The sequence below is a fragment of the Neorhizobium sp. USDA 3394 genome, assembly GCF_056280385.1.
The window spans coordinates 1,548,514-1,560,900 of sequence record NZ_JBWCDU010000002.1; the positions used below are offsets into that span (position 1 = coordinate 1,548,514).

Consider the following 12,387-nt stretch of genomic DNA (forward strand, 5'->3'; position numbering starts at 1 on the left):
TATCTAATGGGACGTCAATCGTTGTCCTGGCATCATCTCTTTTCTGGATGAGGGCCCGGTGTGGGAGGAAACACGCCGACGACGAACCGGAGGATTTGTACATGGATCGATGCTGGCCTGCCGATGGCGGGAGCGTACTTCCTGTACTCAAATGTATGGGGAGGAAAAATGACCATACAAGATGTCGCTATCACCAAGGAACGCGTCCGCAGCCCGAATATGATCATCGCCCTGTGCGGCCTGTTGATCCTTTTCGATGGCTATGACCTTATCGTTTATGGTGCGGTTGCACCTTCGCTGCTTCGAGAAGGAAGCTGGGCTCTGACGCCCGGCATGGTCGGAAGAGCCGCGTCAATCACCCTGTTCGGCATGCTGCTCGGCGCCCTGATTGCCGGAACCCTTGCCGACAGGATCGGCCGCCGCAAAGTCATAATCGGGAGCCTCTTCAGTTTTTCGGTGATGATGATCGGCAGCGGTTTGGCTCCGAGCTTCCTGATTTTCGAAGGAACACGTTTTCTCGCCGGTCTTGGCCTCGGCGCGCTGTTTCCGACGGTAACCGCCTTGATCATCGAGTTTTCTCCGCCCAGGCGGAAAGCCATGGCCTACTCGACGGCTCTTCTCGGTTATCTCGCCGGTGGCATCATCTCGGGCATTCTCGGCATTCTGCTGATCGAGACCTACGGTTGGCGCGTGCTGATGATCATCGGCGGCGCACCCGTCTTGCTTCTTCCGCTGTTCCTGCGCCTCCTTCCGGAATCGCCTGAATGGCTGGCGACCAAGAACCGCCAGGCAGAAGCCAATCGGATAGCCAATCAGTATGGGCTGCCCAATCCCAGTCCAAGCCCTGCCGCTCTGCGTCAGGCAGGCATAAAGTCGCTGTTTTCCGAAGGCCGCCTGCTGCCGACACTGAACGCCTGGGGCATCCATTTCTGTTCGCTTCTGCTTACATTCGGCATGGTGAACTGGCTGCCGACCATCATGAACAAGATGGGCTACGACCTCGGCTCCGCCCTTCTCTTCTCCGTCACGCTCAATCTTGGCGCGGCAATCGGTCTGCTGATCGGCGCGAGAATTGCCGACCTCGGAAACGTCAAGATCGTCGTGGCGGGAATGTTTCTCCTCGGCGCATGCTCGATCTGGATGTTGACCCAGGTAGGCCAGGGCCTTCAGGTCTACGGTCTGGTCGCGCTGGCTGGAACCGGAACGATCGGAACCCAGATTCTAGCCAATGTCCTGGTCGGGAATCTCTACCCGGTCGAGATCCGCGGCACTGGCCTTGGCTTTTCGCTGGGCATCGGTCGCGTCGGGGGGATGATCGGGCCCGCCATCGGCGGTGCCGTCCTGGGAGCAGGACTTGCACCGCAATGGAACTTCTACATTTTCGCGACCGTCGGCGCGGTGGGCTGCGTTCTGGCTCTGGCTACACTGATGTACAAGAAAAAGGCTGCCTGAATCTCGCCGGGATGTCGGCAGGTCAAAGGCAAGCAATTCTGCAGGTATTGAACCTATCAATGTAAAAGGCGGCTTCTCGCAAGCCGCCTTTTACTCTTCTGTCAGCCGCGCGATCGGCAAGGACGCACAACGATACCGGCAGAGGTGCGGTTTCATCCTCTATTATGCCGATCTTGTCGACCCGGGTTCGATTGCTAGAAAGCCAGTTGCACCTTCATCGACCGGGTTCTGTCGCCGGCAGTCTCAAAAGCCTCCACGGCATTCTCGACCGGGAAGATGCCGGTAAGCAGCGGCTTCAGATCGACGCGGCGCTTGCCGATAAGGTCCACGGCAAGCCCGAATTCCTCGTGGAAGCGGAATGTGCCCTTCATCTCGATTTCCTTGGCGACCACCAGGTTCTGCGGGATGGAGACATCACCGCCGAGCCCGAGCTGGACCACCGTCGAGCGGGGCCGGAGCACTTCCAGGCCTGATCGTACGGCGCGTTCGTTGCCGGACGCCTCGAACTGGACGTCGAAGTAGCCCTTGTTGGCGGAATAGGCGGAAAGCTGTTCCGGATTGCTGGCGACGTCGATGACCCGGTCGGCTCCCACCTCAAGCGCCTTCTTCAGGACCGCGCCCATGACGTCGGTCGCGACGATCTCGCGGGCACCATGGGCACGGGCCGCGATGATCGCCAGCGCGCCGATCGGGCCGCAGCCGGTGACCAGCACGCGTTTGTCGGTGAGCGAGCCGGCGCGGGCCACCGCATGCAGCGTGACCGCAAACGGCTCCGCCATCGCCGCTTCGTTGATCGAGACGCCATCCGCGATCTTGTGGCACTGCCATTGTTCGGCGACCAGCCGCTGACGGAAGGCGCCCTGGATATGCGGCATGGGCATGGCGCTGCCGTAGAAGCGCATGTTGAGGCAATGGTTCTGTTGGCCCTTCAGGCAGTAGTCGCAGGCATTGCAGGGCCGGCTCGGCGACACGGCCACACGGTCTCCGACGACGAGGCCTGAGACCCCCTCGCCCAAGGCTTTGATGCTTCCGGCAACCTCGTGACCGAGGATCATCGGCTCGCGAATGCGCACCGTGCCGAAACCGCCGTGATTGTAATAATGCAGGTCGGAACCGCAGATGCCGCCCGCCTCGATCGCCACCTCCACCTGTCCGGGGCCGATGGCTTCGACCTCCCTTTCCTCTATGCGCAGATCCCTGGCGGTATGAATGACGACGGCTTTCATGGGCGTATCCTCAGATGACCGGTGTCGGCAGGGCAGCGCCGGCAAAATGGGCGGCGAGATTGTCCCGCACCAGCTTGCCCATGGCCTTGCGGGTCTCGATCGTGCCGGACGCATGGTGCGGCTGCACCAGCACATTGTCGAGTTTCAGGAAACGCGGGTTGAGCTTCGGCTCGGCTTCGAAGACATCGAGTGCCGCCGAACCCAGCGCGCCGCTTTCCAGCGCCTCGAGCAGCGCTTCCTCGTCGATATTGGAAGCGCGCGAGATGTTGATCAGCATGCCTTCCGGCCCGAGCGCTTCGATGACGTTCTTCGAGACGATATGGCAGGTCACCGTCGAGGCCGCCAGCGTCACGAACAGGAAGTCCGAACGCCGGGCAAGCTCGACCGGATCGGGAATGAACGTCATGCCTTCGCCATACGGCTTCTCCGCGACGTCGCTATAGGCGATGTCCATGTCGAAGCCCTTGAGGCGCTTGGCCACTTCGAAGCCGATGCGGCCGAGGCCGAGCACGCCCGCCTTCCGACCCCAGACACGGCGCTTCAGCGGATAAAGACCCTTTGTCCCCCAGCTTCCGTCCTTCACCCAAGTTTCCGCGCCGATCATGCCGCGGGACTGGACGAGCATCATCGCAACGCCCAGGTCGGCGACGTCGTTGGTGAGCACGTCCGGCGTATTGGTGACCCGGATGCTGCGCGCCCGGCAGGCGTCGAGATTGACCGCGTCGTAGCCGACACCGTAGACCGAGACGATCTCCAGCTTCGGCAACTGGGCGATCAGGTCCGCGGAGGCCCCGAGCTCGCCCCGCGTGGCGATGGCGCGAATGCCGCCCGCGTGATCCTGAACGAATGTATCGCGGTCTTCAGCCTCGTAGAGCTTCAGCACGTTGTACTGCGCTTCCAGCTCGACGAGATCCCATTCCGGGTAAGGGCCGACAAGCAGGATGTCCGGCTTGGCCATTGTTTTCCTCCGTTGCGATAGAGATGATGGTTTGTCACTGTCCGTGACGGACTTCCCTAAAGGCAGGTCGTGATGCCGCCATCGACATAGAGCGTGTGTCCGTTGATGAAGGAGGAAGCCTTCCCGGCGAGAAAAACCGCAGCCCCGACAAGCTCTTCGACATTGCCCCAACGGGCTGCCGGGGTGCGTTTTTCAAGCCAGGACGAGAATTCCGGGTTATCGACCAGCGCCTGGTTCAAGGGTGTCTTGAAGTAGCCGGGGGCAATCGCGTTGATCTGCAGGCCGTGTTTTGCCCAGTCCGCGCACATGCCGCGCGTCAGGTTCTTCACCGCGCCCTTCGTGGCGGTGTAGGGCGCGATGCCCGGGCGAGCCAGCTCGCTCTGCACCGAGGCTATGTTGATGATCTTCCCCTGCCCACGGCCGATCATGTGACGCGCCACCGCCTGGCCGACATAAAAGACGCTGGAGACGTTGGTCTTCATGAGCTGCTCCCAGCGATCGGCCGGAAATTCCTCCAGCGGGCTGCGGAACTGCATGCCGGCATTGTTGATCAGGATGTCGATCGCCCCGATATCCTGTTCGATCGCATCGACGCCACGCTTCACGGCATCGGGGTCGGTGACGTCGAAGTCGGAAATCCTTGCCTCATAGCCTTCATTCTTCAGGCTGTCGACGGCGGCTTGAAGCTTCACCGGGTCACGGCCGTTCAGCACGACCGAGGCCCCATGCTCCGCCAATCCCTTCGCCAGAGCAAAACCGATGCCCTGCGATGAACCCGTCACCAACGCTCGTCGGCCAGAAAGATCAAATAATGGGAAGGTCATTCAAACCTCTTTCCGAAAGAAAGACCGTCGCTTGGTCCGACGATTGCGGTTGGGGCTCAGATATCGACGACCAGGCCCTTGGCTTTCAGGACCGGCTCCAGATTGCTGACCTCGATCACCGACTTGCCCTGCTTGTAGGCTGCGATATAGCCGGCTTCGGCATCCTCGCGGGCCTGCGAAAGCCTTGCGGCCTCCTGTGCTTCCGCGCGGCGGACAACGACCAGTCCATCGGCATCGCCGACGATGATGTCGCCCGGATTGATCGTTTCACCGCCGACGATGATCGTGTCGTTCACCGCCGCAATGGTTTCCTTGACGGTACCCTTGATGCAAACGCTCAGGGAAAAGACCGGAAAGCCGAGGTCCCTCAGCTGCAGCGTGTCGCGCACGCCCGTGTCGGTCACCAGGCCGCCGATGCCCTTTGCCAGGCAGGCATTGGCGAGAACGTCACCAAACGAGCCGGCTTCTTCGTATTCGCCGGCGGACACGACGATGATGTCACCCGGCTTTGCATAGTTGATCGCGAGCTGAAGCATGATGTTGTCACGCGGCGCACATTTGACCGTGAATGCCGGGCCGCACAGCTTCATCCGGTAGTCCACCGGCTTCAAGCGGGAGGAGAGTGCTCCGCGGCGCCCCTGCGCTTCGTGGATGGTAGCCGGCGAAAACTTGGAGAGTGCCTCGATGTCGGCTTTGCTCGGCCGTTCGGCGATATCTTTTATGTGGATCATGGAAACCTCCCACGGTTAGGCCGACGGCGGGCACGTCCCGCCGCCTGCAGTCTTCGATGATTTGCAATTGGATGGAATGCCTGGGCCAAAGGCCTCAGGGGATCGGGTCGAACTTCAGTTCGGAAAGCGGTACGACCTTGTCGTTACGCGTCATCTTGTATTCGGTACTTGGGCCAAGCCACTTGTCCCAGATCTTGTTGAGCTCGCCGGATGTATCGAGCTTGCGGAGCACCTCGTTGATCTTGGCAGTCAGCGCCGGATTGTCCTTTGCCATGCCGATGCCGATCGGCTGGAACAGCATCGGATCCTCGATCATCCGCATTTCCTTGCCCTTGGTCTTGGATTCGTTGACGAACTTGGTCGTCGTCATTGTATTCGCCACCATGCCGCGCGCCTTGCCCTGCTGGACGGCGAGATAGGCGGATGCGGTATCCTGGAAGGTCAGCGGCTCGGACTTGTTGAGCTTGATCGACATTTCCGAAGTCGAGCCCTTGGTCGAGGCGATGCGCTGGCCCTCGTAATCGGCCTTCTTCTTGCCTGGATCATCGGCCGGGACGATCAGCATTTCCTTGGCGAGATAGTAGGGATCGCTGAACTGGATCTGCTCGGCGCGGCTCAGCGTATAGGCAAGATTGGCAACCGTGATGTCCACACGGCCGAGCTTGACTTCCGGCACGCGCGCTTCGACCGAAACCGGCTTGATTTCGGCCTTGACGCCCAGTTCCTTGGCGATCGCATTGCAGAGATCGACGTCGAAGCCAGCCATTTCGCGCGTCTTCGGGTCGGGTGCTGCAAAGGGCACCACGTCTGCGAACGTCGCGCAGCGAAGCGTCTTGGCCGACATGATCGTGTCGAGCTGGTCCGCCCTTGCCGGCAAGGCCGCTGCGGCCCCTGCCAGCACGGCGGTGAGAGTTACGAATTTCCAGTTCATTGCTGTTCTCCTTTGTTGTTGGTCGTTGGTCGTAAGTATCAATGGCGCAGATCGGCGAGGAACCGCTGAGCACGGGGATGGCGGGGGCTCTTGAAAAATTCCTCGGGCGGGGCCGTCTCGAGTATCTGCCCTGCATCGATGAACCAGATGCGGTCGGCGACATCGCGGGCGAAGCCCATTTCATGCGTGACGCAGATCATGGTCATGCCTTCGGATGCCAGGCTCTTCATGACCGCCAGCACCTCGCCCACCATTTCCGGATCGAGCGCGCTGGTCGGCTCGTCGAAAAGCATGACCGGTGGCTCCATGGCGAGTGCGCGGGCTATCGCCACCCGCTGCTGCTGGCCTCCCGACAGCTGGCCGGGATAGGCCCGCGCCTTGTCGGCGAGTCCGACCCGATCGAGAAGCTTGAGCGCCTTGTCATGGGCGACATCCGCGGCCACGCCCTTTACGCGGATCGGTGACATCGACACATTTTCGACGACGGAGAGGTGCGGGAACAGATTGAAATTCTGGAATACGAAACCGATCCTGCTGCGCAGCAGGTTGAGTTCCCTCGTCCGCATCGCCGCATGAATGTTCTGGCCATCGAGGGTGATCGATCCGCTGTTGATCTCCTCAAGACGGTTGATCGTACGGATCAGGGTGGATTTCCCCGAACCGGAAGGCCCGCAAATCACCACGACCTCGCCTCGGGCGACTTCCGCCTCGATATTCTTGAGGACCGCATAGTCGCCATAGCTTTTGCAAACATCCGAAAGGCGGATCGTCTGCACCTGCTGGATCTCCGCTGCTGGGGTGCTCATAGCTGCTCCGATATGATTTTGGCCGGCACGAGTTCCACCGGCGCGGCGCCGCCGGACAGACCCGCACGGCGCCGCGTTATGCGGCGCTCGACGATGTTGGCGACGTGCGTCAGGCTCCAGCAGATCGCGTAATAGACGACCGCGAGGATGAAGAAGACCTGGAAGGGTTGCGTCAAAAGCTGGTTGTTGACCTGGCTTGCCGCAAAGGTGAGGTCCGGGACATTGATGACATATCCGAGCGTCGTGTCCTTTATCGTCGAGACGAAGGTCGAGATGATGCTCGGGATCATGTTGTAGAGCGCCTGCGGAAGGATGATGAAGCGCATCGCACCGAGAGAGCTGTGACCGAGTGCGCGGGCGGCATCCATCTGGCCGCTGCCGAGTGCCACAATACCGGCGCGCACGACCTCGCTGAGGAAGGCGCCCTGGTAGACGACGAGCGTGGTCAGCATCGTCACGAAGCTCGGAACGTCTGCCCCGGTCCAAAGCGGGACGAGGAAGTAACTCCAGAGGATGAGCATCAGAAGCGGTACACCGCGGGTTATGTAGACGAGTGCGGTGACCGGCCACCGCAGCAGCCGCCATTTCGACAGCCGCGCCAGCGCAAGCATAATGCTGACCGGGAAGGCGAGCGCGATGCTGAGCGCCGACAGGATCAGCGTATTTGCAAGTCCGCCGAGCGGGCCGTTCGGATATTGACCGATCAGCAGCAGAAGCCAGTAGTCCTGGATGATGGCGATGATATCGTGGATCATGCGCGTGCACTCCGGACAGGGTCGGCGCGCATCGAGAGATAAGCGCCGGCGCTCATGATCAGGAGCGAGAAGAACAGGTAGAGAACCGTACCGATCAGGTAGATTTCGAAGGTGCGGAAACTCAGATTTTCAACTTCCTTCACGGCATGCGTCAGTTCGGACGCACCGATGACGATGGCGAGGCTGCTGTTCTTGAACAGGGAAACGCTGTGGTTGATCAGCGGCGGAAGCGCATTGCGCACGCCCTGCGGCATGATCACGAAACGCATCGCGGAGATATAGCTGTGCCCGAGAGCCTTGGCGGCTTCCATCTGGCCCGGGCTTACGGAGCGAAGGCCGGACCGCAGGTCCTCGCTGAAATAGGCCGCCTGGCACAGGCCGAGGCCAATGACGGCGAAGATCGCTTCGGCATTGTGGGCCGCAAGCCAGGAGGTCAAGCCTGCGGGGAACAGGGTGAAAATCCCGAAATACCACAGCATCAGCTGGACGAGCGTCGGCACGTTCCGGTGATAGGAGACATAGGCGGCCACGGCCCTGTCGCCGAAGCGGAGCGGCGAAAACCGGATGCACAGAAGCAGGAGCGCGAGCGTCATGGCCAGCAGCCACGAGCCGATATAGATGACAAAGGTCATCTCGATGCCGTGCAGGAGCATCGCGGTATATTCGGGGTTCCTCAGGATGGCCGAGAGATCGAACCCGTTCACCGCCCCGACTCCTTGGAACTGTCCGGACCTGCCGGAGCCGGCTGCGGCCGTGCCGTCTGCAAGCCGCCCATGACCTGCAATGTCGGCGTGATCTCCATGTGGCCGATATTGACCGCGACCGGCGCGGCAATCGCGAACGCTATCGCGTCGGCGATATCGGCTGCCTGCGGCAGTTCGAAACCGTCAATGAACCGTTCCCGGATACTGGGATCGTCGCCGTGCACATGATTGAAAATGTCCGTGGCGACGCGCCCGGGGCAGATTTCCGTCACCCGCACGCGCTTGCCGAACGCGTCGAGGCGCAACTGGTTTGATAACATGGCGACGCCGGCTTTGACGGCGTGATAGATGGAGTTGCCACCGAAATTGTAGTTGCCGGCGATCGAGGAAATGTTGATGACATGGCCTCGATCGCGAGCGACCATTCCCGGCACGATCATGCGGCAGATGTGCAGGACCGCACGGAGATTGACATCAACGAGGAGGTCGATATCGCCCTCGTCCGCTTCCAGGAATTTCTTCGGCCGGTCGACGCCGGCATTGTTGACAAGAATATCGAACTCGACGCGACCGGTGAGCTCGGCGAGTGCCGGCCGGTTGGTGACGTCTATGACATGTGCGATGCAGCCCGTGCGCTTGGCCAGATCCTGCAGGGCATCGCCACTGCGGGCGATTGCGTGGACCTCGATATTCTCACGGCGAAGCCGCTCCACCACAGCGGCGCCGATACCGGAGGAAGCGCCGGTAACCAGTGCGGTTTTGTAATCGGAGAATGGCATTCGTATCCCCTTGTTGTTGCCGCAGACAGTAGCGAACCTTTAATCTCTTGCCTAAGACCGATTATTTGTGGAGCAATAAGCAACGGCTATGGAGTCTCGGTCCCGCAATCGGCGGGGGACCGTCACCGGGCGAGATCGCAGTCGGCGGCGTTGCAAAAGAAGATCGCGTCTGCAAACATACGTCTGCTCAGGACAAAAGACCAAAATCCGCATGGACATCAGACGCCTCAAATCCTTCATCGTGATCGTCGACAGCGGCAGCATCACGCGCGCCGCCGACCTGCTGCACATCGCGCAGCCCGCGCTCAGCCAGCAGCTGGCGGCGCTGGAGGAGCATTTCGGTCAAAAGCTGCTGATCCGCAGCCAGCAGGGCGTCAGCATGACCGATGCGGGACATGCAGTGTATCGCCATGCGCAGATCATTCTTCGCCAGATGGAACAGGCGCAGGCGGACGCTTCCGCAGCCGGCAACTCGCTTGCCGGACGCGTTTCCGTGGGGCTCGTGCCGTTCAGCAGTGCCGCGACGCTGTCCGTCGACCTGCTGGCCGAAACGCGCAGACGCCATCCCGGCATCCTGCTCCATCTCACGGAAAGCGTCGGCCAGACCTACAGTCAGATGATCATGAACGGCCGCCTGGAAATGGCTCTGATCCATGGGGCCGGGCCGATCAAGGGCGTGCGGTTCGAGCCGATCCTCAGCGAGGAATTCTATCTTGTCGCCCACCGCGATTTTGCGATCGAAGCGGATAACAAGCCCGTTGCGGTTACCGCTCTCGACGGTTTGCCGCTTTTGATGCCCCCCGCTTATAACTTCGTTCGCCGTGCGGTCGATACCGCGTTCACGCGCAGCCGGATCAACCTGAAGGTCGTGGCGGAAGTGGAAATCGTCAGGACATTGGCGCGCGCCGTGGGCAGCGGTCTCGGAGCGACCATCATGCCGAAAGCCATCGCTGACCGTATCGTGACGGAATCAAGCGAACCGCTGATTTGCCGGCTCGTGTCCCCGCGGATCGAGGAAACCCTGTCGCTCTGCGTTGCCGAACAGAACTCGCTTTCCGAGCCGGCATTGGCGGTCAAGGATATCCTTCTCGAGCTGACCGCGCGACTGAGGGCGTAAGGCAGAGCTCCGGCACGACGCGCGACCGCGCCGGATCATCGAACAAGCGTCAGCGCATGTCCCTGCAGAACTGGGCGATCCGCGCGCATCCCTCGTCCAGCATTTCCATGCTCGTTGCGTAGGAAATGCGGAAATGGGGGCTCATGCCGTAAGCCGCACCTTGTACGGTCGCCACATGATGTTCATCCACGAGAGCCATGACGAAATCGATGTCGGTCTCGATCTTCCGCCCACCCTTGCTGGTCTTGCCGATCAAGCCGGACATGTTGGGATAGAGGTAGAACGCGCCCTCGGGCTTGTGGCAACGCAATCCCTCCACCTGCGACAGGCGGTCGAGGACGAAGTCGCGCCTCTCGCGGTAGATCGCGGCCCGCTCCTTCAGGAGATCCTGAGGCCCGTTCAGCGCCGCGATGGCCGCCGCCTGCGTCACCGTCGAGATACCACCGCCGTTCTGCCCATTGACGTTGCTGATCGCAGCGATCAGCTCCTTCGAACCGCTGGCGCAGAAGCCGAGCCGCCAGCCGGTCATGGCATAGGCCTTCGAGACCCCGTTCATGGTCAGGACACGATCATAGAGCCGGGGTTCCGCGTCTACGATGGTGCAGAATTCGAAACCGTCATAGACCAGATGTTCGTAAATATCGTCGGTCAGGATCCAGACATCCGGATGGCGCAGCATGACCTCCGCGATCGCCTTCATTTCGGCGCGCGAGCAGGCCGCACCGGTCGGATTGTTGGGAAAGTTCAGGATTAGCCATTTGGTGCGCGGCGTGATCGCGGCTTCGAGATCCTCCGGACGTAGCTTGAAGCCGGCCTGTTCGAAACAGGGTACCGCCACCGGAACGCCACCGGCTAACTTGACGATATCGGCATAGCTGACCCAGGAGGGCGTCGGAATGACGACTTCGTCGCCGGGATTGCAGGTGGCGAGCATGGTGTTGAAGATCACCTGCTTGCCGCCGCCTGAAACGACGATCTGGCTGGCATCATAGTCCAGATTATTGTCCCGCTTGAACTTCCTGCTGATCGCCGCCTTGAGTGCCGGCGTGCCGTCCATCGGCGGATATTTGGTATCACCGCCAAGCGCGGCGGCATGGGCCGCCTCGATGGCATGCGGCGGCGTCGGGAAGTCCGGCTCGCCGGAAGAGAGGCTGACAACCTTGATACCCTTTGCGGCCAGTTCCCGGGCGCGCTGGGTCATGGCGGCTGAGGCGGATATGGAGACGTTTTTCAGGCGATCGGCGGTAGAAGACATCGACATGATCTTTCGATACGGATTGGAACGGGAGACCGCCGGGCTGGCGGTCGGGATGCGCTAAAGCGCGAGTTCGGCAGCCGGTGCGAGCGTTGCGCCCGAGGCTTCGATCTCGCTTCGGACGATACGCGCAAGCTCCAGGGAACCGGGCGTATCGCTATGCACGAGGATGGACCGGGCCGGCATGGCAAGGATGCCGCCGTCGATGGTCTCGACGGTTCCGTCGAGAAGGAAGCGGCGCACCCGAGCCCGCACGGCACCTTCATCCTTGATGACAGCGCCGGGTAGGCCGCGGACAACAAGCCTGCCTTCAGCATCGTAGGCCCGGTCGGCCAGGAAGAGCGCCAGCGTCTTCAACCGCGCCCGTTTGGCAGCCCGTTCTATTTCGCTGTCGGGCGTCACGAACACGACGAGCCCCGCATCCACCGTCGCAATGGCATCCATCATCAGGTCGGCGAGCACGGGATCGCGGTTGATCATGTTGCCCATGGCTGCGTGAAAGCTGATATGGCCGACGGCGACGCGCTCGCTGGCGGCAATCGCCATCAGTGCACCGAGCTGGTAGAGCATCTGTTGGCGCAGCTCATCCGCCTGGAAGGGCATTTCGCGCCGCCCGAAGCCAAGCCGGTCGGGCAGTCCCGGATGGGCGCCGATGCCGACACCGTTCGCCTTTGCGAGCCGCACCATGCGCGCCATCGTATCCGGGTCGCCGCCGTGGAAGCCGCAGGCGATGTTGGCAGACGACACGACCTTCATCATCGCCTCGTCGTCGCATAGCCGGTAAGGGCCGAAGCCTTCCCCCATGTCGGAATTCAGATCGATTTTCATCGGCAACTCCCTTTGACCGAA

General features: G+C 61.3%; 13 protein-coding genes. 2 read left to right on the top strand and 11 right to left on the bottom strand.

Annotated elements, in window-relative coordinates:
• Positions 1-168 precede the first annotated feature (168 nt).
• Positions 169-1,452: an MFS transporter gene (locus tag ACZ9EJ_RS28915; protein ID WP_046642064.1), complete on the top strand. Its 1,284-nt coding sequence runs from the start codon at positions 169-171 to the stop codon at positions 1,450-1,452.
• Positions 1,453-1,646: 194 nt separating this feature from the next.
• Here ACZ9EJ_RS28915 and ACZ9EJ_RS28920 read toward each other — a convergent pair whose 3' ends face one another.
• The 9 genes from ACZ9EJ_RS28920 to ACZ9EJ_RS28960 form a co-directional block, all read right to left on the bottom strand.
• On the bottom strand, positions 1,647-2,678 hold the full coding sequence (locus ACZ9EJ_RS28920; RefSeq protein ID WP_046642063.1) for an L-idonate 5-dehydrogenase: 1,032 nt from the start codon (positions 2,676-2,678) through the stop codon (positions 1,647-1,649).
• A gap of 10 nt (positions 2,679-2,688) precedes the next feature.
• Entirely contained in the window at positions 2,689-3,636 is a 948-nt protein-coding gene (locus ACZ9EJ_RS28925) for a 2-hydroxyacid dehydrogenase (protein ID WP_046642062.1), read from the bottom strand.
• A gap of 56 nt (positions 3,637-3,692) precedes the next feature.
• Entirely contained in the window at positions 3,693-4,460 is a 768-nt protein-coding gene (locus tag ACZ9EJ_RS28930) for an SDR family oxidoreductase (protein WP_046642061.1), read from the bottom strand.
• 56 nt (positions 4,461-4,516) lie between these two features.
• A complete protein-coding gene (locus ACZ9EJ_RS28935) occupies positions 4,517-5,191 on the bottom strand; it encodes a 4-carboxy-4-hydroxy-2-oxoadipate aldolase/oxaloacetate decarboxylase (RefSeq protein WP_007752169.1) in 675 nt (224 codons plus the stop codon).
• A 94-nt stretch (positions 5,192-5,285) separates the two neighbouring features.
• Complete coding sequence (locus ACZ9EJ_RS28940; RefSeq protein ID WP_046627586.1) at positions 5,286-6,122, bottom strand: ABC transporter substrate-binding protein; 837 nt, start codon at positions 6,120-6,122, stop codon at positions 5,286-5,288.
• 38 nt (positions 6,123-6,160) lie between these two features.
• The gene (locus tag ACZ9EJ_RS28945) at positions 6,161-6,928 is read right to left on the bottom strand and encodes an amino acid ABC transporter ATP-binding protein (RefSeq protein WP_046627587.1); all 768 of its coding nucleotides are present in this window, start codon (positions 6,926-6,928) and stop codon (positions 6,161-6,163) included.
• The gene (locus ACZ9EJ_RS28950; protein ID WP_007752154.1) at positions 6,925-7,683 is read right to left on the bottom strand and encodes an amino acid ABC transporter permease; all 759 of its coding nucleotides are present in this window, start codon (positions 7,681-7,683) and stop codon (positions 6,925-6,927) included. The genes ACZ9EJ_RS28945 and ACZ9EJ_RS28950 overlap by 4 nt, the downstream gene beginning before the upstream one ends.
• On the bottom strand, positions 7,680-8,387 hold the full coding sequence (locus tag ACZ9EJ_RS28955) for an amino acid ABC transporter permease (protein ID WP_046627588.1): 708 nt from the start codon (positions 8,385-8,387) through the stop codon (positions 7,680-7,682). The genes ACZ9EJ_RS28950 and ACZ9EJ_RS28955 overlap by 4 nt, the downstream gene beginning before the upstream one ends.
• Positions 8,384-9,166: an SDR family oxidoreductase gene (locus tag ACZ9EJ_RS28960; RefSeq protein WP_046642060.1), complete on the bottom strand. Its 783-nt coding sequence runs from the start codon at positions 9,164-9,166 to the stop codon at positions 8,384-8,386. The genes ACZ9EJ_RS28955 and ACZ9EJ_RS28960 overlap by 4 nt, the downstream gene beginning before the upstream one ends.
• A gap of 211 nt (positions 9,167-9,377) precedes the next feature.
• Here ACZ9EJ_RS28960 and nac point away from each other — a divergent pair, with 211 nt between their 5' ends.
• A complete protein-coding gene (nac, locus tag ACZ9EJ_RS28965) occupies positions 9,378-10,283 on the top strand; it encodes a nitrogen assimilation transcriptional regulator NAC (RefSeq protein ID WP_046642059.1) in 906 nt (301 codons plus the stop codon).
• Between the two features lie 49 nt (positions 10,284-10,332).
• Here the strand turns inward: nac and ACZ9EJ_RS28970 are convergent, their stop codons facing one another.
• Positions 10,333-11,538 (bottom strand): pyridoxal phosphate-dependent aminotransferase, encoded by a 1,206-nt coding sequence (locus tag ACZ9EJ_RS28970; RefSeq protein ID WP_255742806.1) that lies wholly within the window; start codon positions 11,536-11,538, stop codon positions 10,333-10,335.
• A gap of 60 nt (positions 11,539-11,598) precedes the next feature.
• Positions 11,599-12,366 carry a 5-oxoprolinase subunit PxpA gene (locus ACZ9EJ_RS28975; RefSeq protein ID WP_046642057.1) on the bottom strand — a complete coding sequence of 256 codons (768 nt, stop codon included), beginning with the start codon at positions 12,364-12,366 and terminating at the stop codon, positions 11,599-11,601.
• Positions 12,367-12,387: the final 21 nt, after the last annotated feature.

What these genes read in the sequence shown, in the direction of transcription:
- ACZ9EJ_RS28915 (WP_046642064.1), top strand. Translation starts at nt 169, where the DNA reads ATGACCATACAAGATGTCGCTATCACCAAGGAACGCGTCCGCAGCCCG.
- ACZ9EJ_RS28920 (WP_046642063.1), bottom strand. Translation starts at nt 2,678, where the DNA reads ATGAAAGCCGTCGTCATTCATACCGCCAGGGATCTGCGCATAGAGGAA.
- ACZ9EJ_RS28925 (WP_046642062.1), bottom strand. Translation starts at nt 3,636, where the DNA reads ATGGCCAAGCCGGACATCCTGCTTGTCGGCCCTTACCCGGAATGGGAT.
- ACZ9EJ_RS28930 (WP_046642061.1), bottom strand. Translation starts at nt 4,460, where the DNA reads ATGACCTTCCCATTATTTGATCTTTCTGGCCGACGAGCGTTGGTGACG.
- ACZ9EJ_RS28935 (WP_007752169.1), bottom strand. Translation starts at nt 5,191, where the DNA reads ATGATCCACATAAAAGATATCGCCGAACGGCCGAGCAAAGCCGACATC.
- ACZ9EJ_RS28940 (WP_046627586.1), bottom strand. Translation starts at nt 6,122, where the DNA reads ATGAACTGGAAATTCGTAACTCTCACCGCCGTGCTGGCAGGGGCCGCA.
- ACZ9EJ_RS28945 (WP_046627587.1), bottom strand. Translation starts at nt 6,928, where the DNA reads ATGAGCACCCCAGCAGCGGAGATCCAGCAGGTGCAGACGATCCGCCTT.
- ACZ9EJ_RS28950 (WP_007752154.1), bottom strand. Translation starts at nt 7,683, where the DNA reads ATGATCCACGATATCATCGCCATCATCCAGGACTACTGGCTTCTGCTG.
- ACZ9EJ_RS28960 (WP_046642060.1), bottom strand. Translation starts at nt 9,166, where the DNA reads ATGCCATTCTCCGATTACAAAACCGCACTGGTTACCGGCGCTTCCTCC.
- nac (WP_046642059.1), top strand. Translation starts at nt 9,378, where the DNA reads ATGGACATCAGACGCCTCAAATCCTTCATCGTGATCGTCGACAGCGGC.
- ACZ9EJ_RS28970 (WP_255742806.1), bottom strand. Translation starts at nt 11,538, where the DNA reads ATGTCTTCTACCGCCGATCGCCTGAAAAACGTCTCCATATCCGCCTCA.
- ACZ9EJ_RS28975 (WP_046642057.1), bottom strand. Translation starts at nt 12,366, where the DNA reads ATGAAAATCGATCTGAATTCCGACATGGGGGAAGGCTTCGGCCCTTAC.